We start from the raw sequence: 14055 nt of genomic DNA, 5'->3' as shown, positions 1-14055 counted from the left end.
GACGACGGCCCCCGGCTGGCCGGCCCCCCGAAGACCGTCCTCGACCGCGAGACGATGGCGCTGCTGACGCGCCGTCCGCCTGCCGACCGGGTCAGCGAGGTGTGCGCCTCTGTGCTCACCAGGCTGGCCCTGCGCCGCTGGTCGCAGCCGATGGTCGAGCGCCTGCTGGAAGACCGCCAGTACCGCGAGGGTGGGCTGCTGCACCTGTGCACTTCGCCGGGCGTGGGCCCGCTGCGCGTCATGCTCAACCCGGCCGAGGTGGAGAAGAAGTTCGAGCGGCAGTGGGAGCGGTGCGTGGCGTACGCGGCCAAGCTGCCGATCTCGCAGGAGTCGCTGGAGTGGACGGAGAACCTCGCCGACGTTGTCGCCCTGGTCGAGGAGCTGCAGCAGGCCGCTGACGCCTGCCCGGAGCGCTGGACGAGTGAGTCCGGGCCCGCCGACCGTGCTGCGCTGGACGTGTTCTGTCTGCTTGCCCTGCAGTCCGGCAGCACCGTGCTGAGCCTGGAGGCCCGCAGGGCCGCCCTCGCCGCCGGTTACGGCCGCTCGACCATGAGCCGGGCGTTCCGAGACCGCCTGAGCCCCGACGGCTGGCTGGCCCGAGCCGAGGACAACGGCCCCGCCAACACCTACGAGCTGCTCCCCGTCACCGCTTCGCACCCTGCTTTCACCCTCGTTGCACGGGGTGGGACACAAAGAAACCTGCCCCCCAAGGGGGTAAACCGCCCCACCCTCATCTCCCGCCTGGAAACCCGCCTCGCCGCAGGCCAGGCCGACCTCTTCGCCTACGGCCGCGCCACCGCCACCCACGTCGGCGGGCTGGGCCACCACGCCGGGCGGGTCTACCAGCAGCTCACCCTGCACGCCGACCGTGCCCTCAGCCTCACGGAGCTGTGCGAGCGCACCGGGTACAGCGCCCGCACGGTCTCCAAGCACCTGGGACGGATGCAGAACCTGCTGGTTGCCACGCGCGCGGTGATGACCGTCCACCACGAGTGCCCCACCTGCGAGGCCGTGCCTGGGGAACGCTGCCGTACGGCCGCAGGAGCGGCCCGCGCGTCATCGCGGACCGGGATCGGTTTGCGTCCGCCTCGGCCTCTGCCGTACCTGGTCGCAGTGTGCGTGGGCCGGTGGTCCCGGCCGGGGCGCACCGGGTGCGACCGTCACCGGTCGCGTCGCCGGGGACCGGGATCGGGTTGGGTCTGCCCCGACCCTCCTGCCGTCCCGGTCGGCCGGTGCGCAGGCCGGAAGCGCACTCACCGTGAGGACCCTGTGCCTCGAACGCCGCCCTCCAGGCGGTGGTCCCGGCCGGGCCGCAGCCGGTGCGACCGTCACCGGTCGCGTGAGCGCGGACCGGGATCGGGCCGCGTCCCACCCTGGCCGTCCCGCCTCGGGTGCCGCCGCCCCCGTTCAGGCTTCGCGCTGCCCGGTCGGTCGAATCGCCGACGCCTACGGCCCGTCCAGTTCGTCCGCCAGGGTGTTCACGGGCTGGGGCGTGCCCGTCAGGTCCAGGACGAACAGGGGGACGCCGAGGGTGTCGGCGCTGGTGCGGGCCTCGGTGGTGTAGCCGGCCAGGGAGAAGTACACGCACCGTGCGGACTCCGTCATGGCCGTCAGCCACAGGCACTCCACGTCCCGCGGTGAGGCCGGTCGCACGGTCGGGTCCACCTGGGCCAGCAGCCCGCGGGCCGCGAGACCGATGCCGGACGGCGGCCGCTGGTCCGCGCGCCGGATGTCCTGGTAGCCGAGCCAGCGCAGATACAGCGCGGCGACGGTGACCGCGTCGCGCGCGGTGCGGATCGTGATCGGCTGAAAGGCGGGGCGCGGGGGAGCGGCGGCGTCCGCGTCCGGCTCCGCCCGCGGACAGGCGTCCCCGGCCACCGCGATCCGCAGGACCGTCCCGCAGCCACACCCCAGCTCCGGCTGCGGCCACTCGGCCTTGCGGCCGCAGACCGCGCACTCCACGGCGACCCACGCCTCGTCCCACACCTGGTGGGTGACGGCCGTGGGCACGCCGTGCCGGTCCAACGGGGGACAGACGGGGGCGCCGCACTCGCACGGGTAGGACGGCGCCGCGTAGAGGTGCTCGCGCCGGCAGACCGGACAGCGCACCGACACGCTCTCGGACATGGGCTCATCGTCCTCCAGCGCGGGCCCGGTTGTCCGCCTCTTGACGGTCTTCACCCGCCCGCCTACATTACTTCCAGATAGTAGAAAACTTATTCCACTATACGGAAGTGCTCGCCGCGGGGCGCGACGGGAGTACGCATCCGACAGCCGAAGCAGGAGTACTCAATGGCTCGAATGACCGCTGCCCGCGCGGCAGTTGAGATCCTCAAGCGCGAAGGTGTCACGGACGCGTTCGGTGTCCCCGGCGCGGCGATCAACCCCTTCTACGCCGCGCTCAAGGCCTCCGGAGGTATCCACCACACCCTCGCCCGCCATGTCGAGGGTGCCTCGCACATGGCCGAGGGTTACACCCGCACCCGCCCGGGCAACATCGGAGTCTGCATCGGCACCTCGGGCCCGGCCGGCACCGACATGATCACCGGCCTGTACTCCGCGACCGGCGACTCGATCCCGATCCTGTGCATCACGGGCCAGGCCCCGACCGCCGTGATCCACAAGGAGGACTTCCAGGCCGTCGACATCGCCTCCATCGCGGGAACGGTGACGAAGATGGCGGTCACCGTCCTGGAGGCGGCCCAGGTCCCCGGTGTCTTCCAGCAGGCCTTCCACCTCATGCGCTCCGGCCGCCCCGGCCCGGTCCTCATCGACCTGCCGATCGACGTCCAGCTGACCGAGATCGAGTTCGACCCGGAGACCTACCAGCCGCTCCCGGTCTACAAGCCCGCCGCGAGCCGCGCCCAGATCGAGAAGGCGCTCGGTCTCCTCAACGCCTCCGCGCGCCCGCTGATCGTCGCCGGCGGCGGGGTCATCAACGCCGACGCCGCCGAACTCCTCGTCGAGTTCGCCGAATTGACCGGCACCCCGGTCGTCCCGACCCTCATGGGCTGGGGCGTCCTGCCCGACGACCACGAACTGAACGCCGGCATGGTGGGCCTGCAGACCTCCCACCGCTACGGCAACGCCACCTTCCTGGAGTCCGACTTCGTCCTCGGCATCGGCAACCGCTGGGCCAACCGCCACACGGGCAAGCTGGACGTCTACACGGCCGGCCGGACGTTCGTCCACGTCGACGTGGAGCCCACCCAGATCGGCAGGATCTTCGCGCCGGACTACGGCATCGCCTCCGATGCCAAGGCGGCCCTGGAGCTCTTCGTCGAGGTGGCGGGGGAGTTGAAGGCAGCGGGCCGGCTCCCCGACCGCTCGGCCTGGGCGGCCTCGGCGCAGGAGAAGAAGGCGACCCTCCAGCGCCGTACGCACTTCGACGACATCCCCATCAAGCCGCAGCGCGTCTACGAGGAGATGAACAAGGCCTTCGGCCCGGAGACCCGGTACGTCTCCACGATCGGCCTCTCCCAGATCGCCGGCGCCCAGATGCTGCACGTCTTCAGGCCCCGCCACTGGATCAACTGCGGTCAGGCGGGCCCCCTCGGCTGGACGATCCCGGCCGCGCTGGGCGTCGCCAAGGCCGACCCGGAGGCCCAGGTCGTCGCCCTCTCCGGGGACTACGACTTCCAGTTCATGATCGAGGAGCTGGCCGTCGGGGCCCAGCACCGGATCCCGTACATCCATGTCCTGGTGAACAACTCCTACCTGGGCCTGATCCGCCAGGCCCAGCGCGCCTTCGACATCGACTTCCAGGTCAATCTGGAGTTCGAGAACATCAACTCCCCGGAGCTGGGCGTCTACGGCGTCGACCACGTCAAGGTCGCCGAGGGCCTCGGCTGCAAGGCGATCCGGGTGACCGACCCGGCGGAACTGGGCGCCGCCCTGGAGCAGGCTAAGAAGCTCGCCGCCGAGTTCCAGGTCCCGGTGGTCGTCGAGGCCATCCTGGAGCGGGTCACCAACATCTCGATGTCGACGACGAACGACATCTCCGACGTGGTCGAGTTCGAGGAGATCGCGACGGAGCCGGCCCACGCGCCGACGTCGATCAAGCCGCTCAAGGTCTGACACCGCACACAGCTGAAGGGCGGTCCCACCGTGAAGGTCGGACCGCCCTTTCCCGTGCCCGGCTCCCCCGAAGCCGTCCCCCGTCGCGATGCCCGCCGCCCCCGTGTCGGCGAACCTCGTGTGATGAGAATGCGCCCGGAACGGGTCCGGCAGAAGCCCTTGAATCAGGTTCAGAGGTTGATTTGAGGATTCCGTAGCCGACCTACGACCGCTGCGGTACGCCCGCTCACCGCTCGTGGTGCTCGGACAGTCCCGGCCAGTCGTCGGGACCGCCGCCCTGCCACTCCACGATGTCGTCGTCCTCGACCTCGATCCGGTCCAGGTCGGCGAGCCGGAGGAACTCCACGACGTCGTCCAGGTGCGAGGCGACGCCGAGGTTGTCGTCGTTCGCGGTGACCCGCCGGGAACCGTCCAGGGCCGGGGCGTGCACCACGACATGCGGATGCTGTGCTGGATGTCCTGCCATGCCTTCAGAGTCCTGCGATCCGCGGCGCTCCGCACCCCGGGAACACGGCGGAGCGCCGGATACGGGACCGTCCGTATCCGGCGCTCTGTGTTCCTGCCGGCCTTGCCGGGACCGCGGCGGCGGCGACGGAACCGGGGCGCGCTCCTTCCCTCAGGTCGAAGAAGGAGGGCCCGGGACCTTCACCACCGCACTGGCTCGCACGCCGCCGCGGTCCTCCCCCGACCGCACCCGGTACCGGGCGACCACCCCTCATCCGGGTCGCCGGGCGCATCGGGTGCGGTCAGGGAGTCTCGGTTCTCCACGCGGTCGGAACCGGTGGAGTGGTTTCCGGGCGGCGCCGTCGCCTGGGCGCGACAGGACAGATGTCAGCGGCGGCGCCGCCCGGAGTCTTGGGGAGCGGAGGTCAGACCTGGGCGCCGGACAGCCGCTCGACCGCACGCAGCAGTGCCGAGTGATCCAGCGCCCCGTCGCCCTGCGCACGCAGGCTGGCGACCAACTGGGCGACCACGGCGCCGACCGGCAGGGCCGCCCCGACGTTGCGGGCGGCGTCGGTGACGATGCCCATGTCCTTGTGGTGCAGGTCGATCCGGAAACCCGGCTTGAAGTCGCGCTGGAGGAAGTTGTCCTTCTTGCGCGTCAGAACCGTCGAGCCGGCGAGACCGCCGCCCAGCACGTCGAGGGCGGCCTTGAGGTCCACGCCCGACTTCTCCAGGAAGACCACGGCCTCGGCGCACGCCTGGATGTTCACGGCGACGATCAGCTGGTTCGCGGCCTTCACCGTCTGGCCAGAGCCGTGCGGACCACACAGCACGATGGTCTTGCCGAGTGCCTCGAAGACCGGCTCGGCCTCGTCGAAGTCGGCCTGCTCACCGCCGACCATGATGGACAGCACGGCCTCGATCGCACCGGCCTCACCGCCGGACACGGGTGCGTCCAGGACGCGGATGCCCTTCTCCTTCGCCGCCTTCGCCAGGTCGACCGAGGTCTGCGGGGTGATCGAGGACATGTCGATCAGCAGGGCGCCGGAGCGGGCGTTCTCCAGGATGCCCTCGGGGCCGTACGCGATGGCCTCGACCTGGGGGGAGGCGGGCACCATCGTGATGATCACGTCGGCGTCCCGCACGGCCTCGGCGATCGAACCGGCGGCGGAGCCACCGGCGGCGGCCAGCCGGTCCAGCTTGTCCTGTTCGAGGGTGAAGCCGGTGACGTCGTAACCCGCCTTGACCAGATTCTCGGACATGGGGGAGCCCATGATGCCGAGGCCTATCCAGGCGATCTTGGGAAGGTTGCTCATGATGCGAGTGCCTCTCGGTACGGGGGATGTCAGCGGGGCAGCCAGTCGAAGGCCTCGGCGCTCGGGCGGTCGCCCGGCTTGTACTCGAGGCCGACCCAGCCGTCGTAGCCCGCCTTCTGCAGCTGGTCGAGGAGGTCTTCGAGGGGGAGCGAGCCGGTACCGGGCGCGCCGCGACCGGGGTTGTCGGCGATCTGCACATGGCCGGTCTTCGGAGTGAACTCCTCGATCACCGCCGGCAGGTCCTCGCCGTTCATCGACAGGTGGTAGAGGTCCATCAGGAACTTCGCGTTCCCGAGGCCGGTCGCGGCGTTGACCTTGTCGACGATCCCCACCGCCGCGGGCGCACTCACCAGCGGATACCGCGGCGACTCGGGCTTGTTGAGGGCCTCGATCAGCAGGATCGCGCCGATCCGGTCGGCCGCGCGGGCCGCGAGGACCAGGTTCTCCAGCGCGAGCGCGTCCTGCTCGGCCGGGTCCACGCCGTCGACGCGGTTGCCGTACAGGGCGTTGAGCGCGGTGGCGCCGAGTGATCCGGCGAAGTCGGCGGCCACGTCGATGTTGGCGCGGAACCGCTGCGACTCCTCGCCCGGCAGGGACAGGGCGCCGCGGTCGGGGCCCGGCAGCCGGCCGGCGTAGAAGTTCAGGCCCGTGAGCTGGACGCCCGCGTCCTCGATCGCCTTCTTCAGGGCATCGAGCTCGGACCGCCCGGGGGTGGGGGAGTCGATCCAGGGCCACCACAGCTCGACCGCGGTGAAGCCGGCCGCGGCGGCCGCCGCGGGGCGCTCCAGGAGCGGGAGTTCCGTGTAGAGGATCGACAGGTTGACGTTGAAGCGCTGGTCTGCGAATCCCATCGGTCGCGGCGCTCCCTTCCGTGTCGTGGTCCGTCGTATTCCATAATGCGGAAGTTAGTTTCTGCGTATTGGAAGATTGCCCTCGTGGCGAAGGCGTTGTCAAGAGGGCCCGACGGAAAACGGCACCGCGGGTTAGGTTGTGCGCGTGCGATTGAGAGTGGAGTTCACGACCGAACCCTTCGACCTCGACGAGGCCCCGGCGCACGCGCTCGTGGCCCGTGAGGTCATCGAGGCCGCCGACCTGGACGCGGTGGACGTCGGCCCGTTCGGCAACACGGCCGAAGGCGGTGCCGACGAGGTGCTCGGTGCCGTGGACGCCCTGCTGCGCCGGACCCTGGCCTCCGGCGCCACTCGGATCTCCCTCCAGGTGAACGTGGTCGGGGAGGCCGGGGCGTGAGCACCGACGAGCCGTTCATCGCGGCGGTCAAGCCGCTGATCGACGCCATGGGCGGCGAGATGGTCCCGCCCGACGAGGCCGGCCCCGACGACGTCGTGCTCTCCTGGGAGGGCGCCGACGTGGTCGCCGTACGGCTGCCGCAGCTCGCGGACTCCCTCGATCACATCCTGGCCGCCATGGAGCGCAAGCAGGGCAAGCCGCTCGCCGACCTGGACCGCAAGGCCAAGCAGGAGGTCGTACGCATACTGGAGGCGCGCGGCGCCTTCTCCGTACGGCACGGCGTGGAGACCGTGGCGAGCGCCCTCGGGGTGAGCCGCTTCACGGTCTACAACTACCTGAACCGGGACAAAGCGTAGGCTGCGGACCCCGGCGGGTTTCGTAACCGCGAATTTTCAACAAAGTGTTGACGTGACGTCGCGTCGGGGCGTTAGCTGACTCCCGTGACTTCGACTTCCACGTCCCCCGGCCTGGCCCGGTTCAACGTCCTCGAGGAGCACGCGGCCCACGCGGTCCTCCTCGAGGCGTGCGCCTCGACGGCGTGGGCTCGTCGGCTGCTCGCCGCCCGCCCCTACGCGACCGCGGAAGACCTCTACGCCACCAGCGACGCCGCCATGGCCGAGCTGACCGCCGACGACCTCGCCGAGGCGATGGCCGGGCACCCCCCGATCGGCCGCCCCAAGCCCGGCGACCCGACCTCCGCCCGCGAGCAGCGCGGCATGGCCGGCGCCTCCGAGGAGCTCAGGGCGCAGATGCTGGAACTGAACCTGGCGTACCAGGAGAGGTTCGGCCATGTCTTCCTGATCTGCGCGACCGGCCGCACCGCCGAGCAGATGCGCGACGCGGTCGAGGAACGGATCGGCAACTCGCCGGAGCGGGAGCGCGAGATCGTCCGCACCGAGCTGGGCAAGATCAACCGTATCCGGCTCGCCCGTATCGTCGAAGAGGACCGATCAGCATGAGCACCAGCACCACCGCCTCGGTGTCCACGCACATCCTGGACACCAGCGTCGGCCGGCCCGCCGAGGGTGTCCCCGTCCGGATCGCGGCCCGCAGCGGCCGGGACGCCGACTGGCAGGCGCTCGGCGGTTCCGCGACCGACGCGGACGGGCGGTGCAAGGACCTGCCGGCGCTGCCGGAGGGGACCACCCACGTACGGCTCGACTTCGCCGTGGAGCCGTATTTCCTGAAGAAGCAAGCCGATGCGCAGCAGGATGCCCCCGCGAATCGGGACAGCGGTGCCGGTGTGTTCTTCCCGGAGGTGGCGATCACGTTCGCCGTCGAGCCGGGCGAGCACTACCACGTACCGCTGCTGCTCAACCCGTTCGGCTACTCCGTATACCGAGGGAGCTAGCTAGAGATGCCCACCATTCTGGGACAGAACCAGTACGGCAAGGCCGAGAACCGAGTCGTCAAGATCACGCGGGACGGCGCCACCCATCACATCAAGGACCTCAACGTCTCGGTGTCGCTGAGCGGCGACATGGACGAGGTCCACTACTCCGGCTCCAACGCCAACGTGCTGCCGACCGACACCACCAAGAACACGGTGTACGCCTTCGCCAAGGAGCACGGCATCGAGTCCGCCGAGCAGTTCGGCATCCACCTCGCCCGGCACTTCGTGACGAGTCAGGAGCCGATCAGGACCGCGCGGATCCGCATCGAGGAGTACGCCTGGGAGCGGATCGGGACGCCCGGCGAGGACGCCCACTCGTTCGTCCGCCAGGGCCAGGAGACCCGCCTGAGCCAGATCACCTACGACGGCTCTTCGTGGGAGGTCGTCTCCGGCCTCAAGGACCTCACGGTGATGAATTCGACCAACTCCGAGTTCTGGGGCTACGTCAAGGACAAGTACACGACCCTGCCCGAGGCGTACGACCGCATCCTGGCCACCGAGGTCGCCGCCCGCTGGCGCTTCAACTGGTCCGACGACGAGCAGGAGACGCCCGACTGGGAGGAGTCCTACGAGCAGGTGAAGAAGCACATGCTCCAGGCCTTCGCCGGGACGTACTCGCTCTCGCTCCAGCAGACCCTGTACCAGATGGGGTCGCGGATCATCGAGAACCGCGGTGAGATCGACGAGGTCCGCTTCTCACTGCCCAACAAGCACCACTTCCTGGTCGACCTGGAGCCGTTCGGCCTCAAGAACGACAACGAGGTGTACTTCGCCGCCGACCGGCCCTACGGCCTGATCGAGGCGACCGTCCTGCGGGACGGCGTCGAGCAGAGGATCCCGGTGGACCTCACCAACCTCTGACCAACTCCCACTGCGGCACCCGCGGCCCGCCTGTACGGGCCGCGGCACTCAAATCCCAGGGTCCTGCCGTGCCCACTCCGCACAGTGAAGGAGACGCATCATGGCAGCAGCCCAGCGCATCGTCATCGAGAACTGTTCGATCGCGACGGTCGACGCCGACGACACGGAGTACGCCACCGGGCACCTGGTCATCGCCGGCAACCGCATCGAGTCGCTCGGCGCGGGCAGGGCCCCCGAGGGCCTGGAGAACGTCGGCCGCCGTATCGACGCCACCGGCCACCTGGTGACCCCCGGTCTGGTCAACACCCACCACCACTACTACCAGTGGATCACCCGGGGTCTCGCCACCGACCACAACCTCTTCAACTGGCTCGTCGCCCTCTACCCGACCTGGGCGCGCATCGACGAGCAGATGGTCTACGCGGCGGCGCAGGGCTCGCTCGCGATGATGGCCCGCGGCGGCGTCACCACCGCCATGGACCACCACTACGTCTTCCCCGCCGGCTCCGGCGACCTGTCCGGTGCGATCATCCGCGCCGCCCGCGAGACAGGCGTCCGCTTCACCCTCGCCCGTGGCTCCATGGACCGCAGCGAGAAGGACGGCGGCCTGCCCCCGGACTTCGCGGTCGAGACACTGGAGGGCGCCCTCGCCGCGACCGAGGCGACCGTCAAGGAGCACCACGACTCCTCCTTCGACGCGATGACCCAGGTCGCCGTCGCCCCCTGCTCGCCCTTCTCGGTCTCCACCGAACTCCTGCGTGAAGGCGCCGAGTTGGCCCGCCGCCTCGGTGTACGGCTGCACACCCACGGCTCGGAGACCGTCGAGGAGGAGCAGTTCTGCAAGGAACTGTTCGGCATGGGCCCCACCGACTACTTCGAGTCCACCGGCTGGCTCGGCGAGGACGTGTGGATGGCGCACTGCGTCCACATGAACGACTCCGACATCGCCGCCTTCGCCCGGACGAAGACGGGCGTGGCCCACTGCCCCTCGTCCAACGCCCGTCTGGCGGCGGGGATCGCACGGGTCCCGGACATGCTCGCGGCCGGCGTCCCGGTCGGCCTCGGAGTCGACGGCACGGCGTCCAACGAGTCCGGCGAACTCCACACCGAGCTGCGCAACGCCCTGCTCATCAACCGCCTCGGCGCCCACCGGGAAGCGGCTCTCAACGCCCGCCAGGCGCTGCGTCTGGGCACCTACGGCGGCGCCCAGGTCCTTGGCCGCGCGGCGGAGACCGGTTCCCTGGAGGCGGGCAAGCTCGCCGACCTGGTGCTGTGGAAGCTCGACACCCTCGCCCACGCCTCGATCGCCGACCCGGTGACCGCGCTGGTCTTCGGCGCGGCGGCACCCGTCACGGCCTCCTTCGTGAACGGCCGCCAGATCGTCGCGGACAGCCGCCTGTTGCATGTCGACGAGGACGCCATCGCGCGTTCCACGCGGGAACAGGCCCAGCGCCTCGCGCGGATCGCCGCGCAGGGCTGACGGCTTCACCAGAACTCCGGTCGGGAGGGACGGCTCCCGGCCGGCAGCCGTGGATCCCGCATGCCGGGTTCCACGGCGGCCGTGCCCGGGGCGCGTGTTGGACGCACGCGCCCCGGAACGGTCTCCGTTCCCGGTCCCGCACGACCACTCGCACCACCTCCATGAAACCCACGGCACCGCCTTTCGGCAGCCGTGTAACCGCCCGGAGGCGAGCCGCAGTGTCAGTCCACCCCGTCGACGAGAAGCTCCCCGCCCTGAAGATGGCGACCACCGGCCTCCAGCACGTGGCCGCCATGTACGCCGGAGTCGTCGCCCCGCCCCTGATCGTCGGCGCGGCCATCGGCCTCTCCGCCGCCGACCTCACCTTCCTCACCGGCGCCTGCCTGTTCACCGCGGGCCTCGCCACCTTCCTGCAGACCCTCGGCATCTGGAAGATCGGCGCCCGGCTGCCCTTCGTCAACGGCGTCACATTCGCCGGCGTCGCCCCCATGACCGCCGTCGTCGCCTCCGTGGACGACAAGTCCGACGCCCTGCCCGTCATCTTCGGCGCGGTGATCGTCGCCGGACTCCTCGGCTTCCTCGCCGCCCCCTTCTTCAGCAAGGCGATCCGTTTCTTCCCGCCGGTCGTCACCGGGACCGTCATCACCCTGATAGGCGTCTCGCTCCTGCCGGTCGCCTTCGGCTGGGCACAGGGCCCCGACCCCACGGCGCGCGACTACGGCGCGATGACCAACCTGGGCCTGGCCGCGGCGACGCTCGGGATCGTGCTCCTCCTACGACGCTTCACGCGAGGCTTCGTCAAGCAGATCGCCGTACTGCTCGGCCTGGTGACCGGCACACTCCTCGCGATCCCCTTCGGCGCGACGGACTTCGGGCCCGTCACCGACGCGGCCGTCGTCGGCTTCCCGACCCCCTTCCACTTCGGTGCCCCGCAGTTCCAGCTCGCCGCGATCCTCTCGCTGTGCGTGGTGATGGTGGTCTCCATGACCGAATCGACCGCGGACATGCTGGCGTTGGGCGATATCGTCGAGCGCCCCGCCGACGAGCGGACCATCGCCGCGGGCCTGCGCGCCGACACCCTAGGCTCGGCGATCAGCCCCCTCTTCAACGGCTTCATGTGCAGCGCCTTCGCCCAGAACATCGGCCTCGTGGCGATGACGAGGATCCGCAGCCGCTACGTCGTCGCCACCGGCGGTGCCTTCCTGGTGCTGATGGGCCTGTGCCCCATGGCCGCCTCGCTCATCGCCGTCGTCCCGCGCCCGGTGCTCGGCGGTGCCGGAGTCGTCCTGTTCGGCTCGGTGGCCGCCAGCGGCATCCAGACCCTGGTCAGGGCGGGCCTGGACAAGGACAACAACGTCCTGATCGTCGCAGTGTCGCTGGCCGTCGGCATCATCCCGATCACCGCGCCGGAGTTCTACCACGCCTTCCCGGAGACCGCGAGGATCGTCCTGGACTCGGGGATCTCGACAGGCTGCGTCGCCGCGGTGGCGCTGAACCTGGTCTTCAACCACCTCGGCCGGGGCGGGGAGGCACGCGAGGTCACCCACCCCATGGAGGCCGTCCCTGCTCAGCCGATCTCGTAACTGTCCCCGTACACCTTCCACTTGAGCGGCGGGTCCAGGTCGAGATTGCCCTGTTCCAGGAAGACCCGCTGGGCCGTCTCGACCCGGCTGACGTCACGGTGTGCCGCCTCCTGCTCCATCGCCCACACCCGGGCGTCGAGGAAGGCGTGCAGGTAAGCCGTCTCGTCGCCGCCGTCCGTGGGGGTGTCCGCGCCCCTGCGTGCCCGGTCGCGGATGCCGCCGAAGCTCAGGGCGTCGGTGCCGGGGCCGTGCATGACCATCGCGTCGTAGTGGACGAACTGGCCGAGCGTGCCGAGGCCGTCCTTCTTGGCACGCGCGACCGCCGGGTCGAAGTAGCCGCGGTCCCGCTCGTCCCGCTGTGCCCGGCGGAACGCGGACGTCTGCGCCGCTTCCCGCCAGGCCGCCGGAAACCCCGGGTCCAGCCCGTCGTGCGAGTCGGTGCCGTCCACCGTGCGCAGGGCGGACAGATACGGGGCCAGCGGGTTGTCGGGGACCCGCTGCGTGTACAGCTCGACCAGCGCGAGCATGTCGCTCGTACCGGAGCAGAAACCGATGATGCCGGCGGTGTAGCCGCGGCCGTCCCCGATGTCCTCGAGGTAGGCGTACTGCGCCTGCCAGTCCAGCGAGGAGTTCTCCGCGCTGGACACCAGCCGCATCGCGAGGTCCTTCTTGACCGGATCGTCGAGACCGGTCGGGCCCGCGGCCTCGGCGGACGGCCACCGGGAGGTCAGCACTCCGGCTCCGAGGGCTCCGAGGGCGGCGAGCAGGGTGCGGCGGGCGGCGGTTCTGTGGAATCGCATCACGGTCTGTCGATCGTCTGGCAGGAGCGGGGAGCGGGAAGCCGTCCCGTGAGGTACGAGCGCGGCGGGACGCCCATCAGGGTGCGGAAGTCGGACGTCATGTGGGACTGGTCGTAGTAGCCGGTGACGGCGGCCAGTTCGGCGGAGGCCAGCTCGGAGGCCTGGGCCAGCACCGCGCGGACGCGGTCGATGCGGGCGTAGTGCTTGGGCGAGAGCCCGACACCGTCGCTGAACAGGTTGCGCAACTGGCGCTCGCTGACGGCGAGTTCACGAGCCACCTCGCTGACCTGACCGGGTGGGTGACCCGAGCGGACCGACAGCGCGGCGACCGCGGCCCGCAGCAGTTCGGCGCGCGCCTGGTCGGCCGCGGTGGGCAGCCGGTCCGGAAGGACGTCCGCGAGCCGGGCGACCACGTCCTCGGGCTCCAGCCGCCCGAGCTCGTACGCCAGTCGCCGCGCGGTGGGGCCCGGCAGTGCGCCCAGCGGCACGATCCGCCCGACGAGGTCGACCGCGCGGACGCCCAGCAGCGCGCGGGTCGTGCCGGGCGCGAGGCGCACCTCCACGCAGGACACGTCTGGCTTGCCCCGGTGGTACGTGGCCCGGACGCGCGGTCCCGACACCAGCAGGGTCGGCCGGCCCCGCGCCTCGCTGCGGACGATCACCTTGGTCGAGGGGTCCGGCAACTGGACGAACGGCTCCCGCGGATCCGCCTGCACGGCCAGGGCCCCGATCCCGGCGATCCACGGACCCGGATTCAGGGCAACGGAGTTGGTCACGCATCCACCGTAAGCGCGGGGCCGGGGGTTCGGGCGTGCGAAACGTGCCGGAATTTCCTATCGCCCGGGGCGGTGTG

At 70.6% G+C, this 14055-nt stretch carries 14 protein-coding genes; 8 read left to right on the top strand and 6 right to left on the bottom strand.

The window, feature by feature from the left end; all coding sequences use genetic code 11:
• Positions 1-1446 precede the first annotated feature (1446 nt).
• Positions 1447-2127, bottom strand: a complete 681-nt coding sequence (locus ACGFWE_RS08080) for a hypothetical protein (protein WP_393598648.1) — start codon at positions 2125-2127, stop codon at positions 1447-1449.
• A 165-nt stretch (positions 2128-2292) separates the two neighbouring features.
• Between ACGFWE_RS08080 and gcl the strand changes: the two genes are divergently transcribed.
• Complete coding sequence (gene gcl / locus ACGFWE_RS08075; RefSeq protein WP_393598647.1) at positions 2293-4077, top strand: glyoxylate carboligase; 1785 nt, start codon at positions 2293-2295, stop codon at positions 4075-4077.
• Between the two features lie 226 nt (positions 4078-4303).
• Here the strand turns inward: gcl and ACGFWE_RS08070 are convergent, their stop codons facing one another.
• From ACGFWE_RS08070 to ACGFWE_RS08060, 3 genes are all read right to left on the bottom strand, one after another.
• A complete protein-coding gene (locus ACGFWE_RS08070; protein WP_393598645.1) occupies positions 4304-4543 on the bottom strand; it encodes a hypothetical protein in 240 nt (79 codons plus the stop codon).
• Positions 4544-4946: 403 nt separating this feature from the next.
• Entirely contained in the window at positions 4947-5837 is an 891-nt protein-coding gene (locus tag ACGFWE_RS08065) for a 2-hydroxy-3-oxopropionate reductase (RefSeq protein ID WP_393598644.1), read from the bottom strand.
• A 29-nt stretch (positions 5838-5866) separates the two neighbouring features.
• On the bottom strand, positions 5867-6688 hold the full coding sequence (locus ACGFWE_RS08060) for a TIM barrel protein (protein WP_393598642.1): 822 nt from the start codon (positions 6686-6688) through the stop codon (positions 5867-5869).
• A 145-nt stretch (positions 6689-6833) separates the two neighbouring features.
• Here ACGFWE_RS08060 and ACGFWE_RS08055 point away from each other — a divergent pair, with 145 nt between their 5' ends.
• The 7 genes from ACGFWE_RS08055 to ACGFWE_RS08025 all read left to right on the top strand — a co-directional run bounded on the left by ACGFWE_RS08055 (position 6834) and on the right by ACGFWE_RS08025 (position 12402).
• Positions 6834-7085, top strand: coding sequence for a hypothetical protein (locus ACGFWE_RS08055; protein ID WP_352381574.1), 252 nt, complete (start codon positions 6834-6836; stop codon positions 7083-7085).
• 47 nt (positions 7086-7132) lie between these two features.
• Positions 7133-7441, top strand: coding sequence for a helix-turn-helix domain-containing protein (locus ACGFWE_RS08050; RefSeq protein ID WP_352382529.1), 309 nt, complete (start codon positions 7133-7135; stop codon positions 7439-7441).
• An 84-nt stretch (positions 7442-7525) separates the two neighbouring features.
• Positions 7526-8044, top strand: coding sequence for a 2-oxo-4-hydroxy-4-carboxy-5-ureidoimidazoline decarboxylase (gene uraD / locus ACGFWE_RS08045; protein ID WP_352381572.1), 519 nt, complete (start codon positions 7526-7528; stop codon positions 8042-8044).
• Positions 8041-8436, top strand: coding sequence for a hydroxyisourate hydrolase (uraH, locus tag ACGFWE_RS08040; protein WP_352381570.1), 396 nt, complete (start codon positions 8041-8043; stop codon positions 8434-8436). Before uraD ends, uraH begins: the two co-directional genes overlap by 4 nt.
• 6 nt (positions 8437-8442) lie before the next feature.
• Positions 8443-9339: a factor-independent urate hydroxylase gene (gene pucL, locus ACGFWE_RS08035; protein ID WP_393598641.1), complete on the top strand. Its 897-nt coding sequence runs from the start codon at positions 8443-8445 to the stop codon at positions 9337-9339.
• Positions 9340-9439: 100 nt separating this feature from the next.
• The gene (locus ACGFWE_RS08030; RefSeq protein ID WP_393598639.1) at positions 9440-10819 is read left to right on the top strand and encodes an 8-oxoguanine deaminase; all 1380 of its coding nucleotides are present in this window, start codon (positions 9440-9442) and stop codon (positions 10817-10819) included.
• A 218-nt stretch (positions 10820-11037) separates the two neighbouring features.
• Positions 11038-12402, top strand: a complete 1365-nt coding sequence (locus ACGFWE_RS08025) for a nucleobase:cation symporter-2 family protein (protein WP_393598638.1) — start codon at positions 11038-11040, stop codon at positions 12400-12402.
• On the opposite strand, the gene ACGFWE_RS08020 is transcribed toward ACGFWE_RS08025, so the two are convergent.
• Together ACGFWE_RS08020 and ACGFWE_RS08015 are read right to left on the bottom strand one after the other, a co-directional pair.
• Complete coding sequence (locus tag ACGFWE_RS08020) at positions 12387-13202, bottom strand: chitosanase (protein WP_393598636.1); 816 nt, start codon at positions 13200-13202, stop codon at positions 12387-12389. The two genes, ACGFWE_RS08025 and ACGFWE_RS08020, sit on opposite strands and share 16 nt — an antisense overlap.
• Positions 13202-13978 (bottom strand): helix-turn-helix domain-containing protein, encoded by a 777-nt coding sequence (locus ACGFWE_RS08015; RefSeq protein WP_393598635.1) that lies wholly within the window; start codon positions 13976-13978, stop codon positions 13202-13204. Before ACGFWE_RS08015 ends, ACGFWE_RS08020 begins: the two co-directional genes overlap by 1 nt.
• Positions 13979-14055: the final 77 nt, after the last annotated feature.

The organism is Streptomyces sp. NPDC048523 (assembly GCF_043199815.1).
Lineage (GTDB): Bacteria > Actinomycetota > Actinomycetes > Streptomycetales > Streptomycetaceae > Streptomyces.
This window is presented reverse-complemented; position numbering and strand designations above follow the sequence as displayed.

What these genes read in the sequence shown, in the direction of transcription:
- ACGFWE_RS08060 (WP_393598642.1), bottom strand. Translation starts at nt 6,688, where the DNA reads ATGGGATTCGCAGACCAGCGCTTCAACGTCAACCTGTCGATCCTCTAC.
- ACGFWE_RS08030 (WP_393598639.1), top strand. Translation starts at nt 9,440, where the DNA reads ATGGCAGCAGCCCAGCGCATCGTCATCGAGAACTGTTCGATCGCGACG.
- ACGFWE_RS08080 (WP_393598648.1), bottom strand. Translation starts at nt 2,127, where the DNA reads ATGTCCGAGAGCGTGTCGGTGCGCTGTCCGGTCTGCCGGCGCGAGCAC.
- ACGFWE_RS08070 (WP_393598645.1), bottom strand. Translation starts at nt 4,543, where the DNA reads ATGGCAGGACATCCAGCACAGCATCCGCATGTCGTGGTGCACGCCCCG.
- pucL (WP_393598641.1), top strand. Translation starts at nt 8,443, where the DNA reads ATGCCCACCATTCTGGGACAGAACCAGTACGGCAAGGCCGAGAACCGA.
- ACGFWE_RS08065 (WP_393598644.1), bottom strand. Translation starts at nt 5,837, where the DNA reads ATGAGCAACCTTCCCAAGATCGCCTGGATAGGCCTCGGCATCATGGGC.
- uraH (WP_352381570.1), top strand. Translation starts at nt 8,041, where the DNA reads ATGAGCACCAGCACCACCGCCTCGGTGTCCACGCACATCCTGGACACC.
- ACGFWE_RS08050 (WP_352382529.1), top strand. Translation starts at nt 7,133, where the DNA reads ATGGGCGGCGAGATGGTCCCGCCCGACGAGGCCGGCCCCGACGACGTC.
- gcl (WP_393598647.1), top strand. Translation starts at nt 2,293, where the DNA reads ATGGCTCGAATGACCGCTGCCCGCGCGGCAGTTGAGATCCTCAAGCGC.
- ACGFWE_RS08020 (WP_393598636.1), bottom strand. Translation starts at nt 13,202, where the DNA reads ATGCGATTCCACAGAACCGCCGCCCGCCGCACCCTGCTCGCCGCCCTC.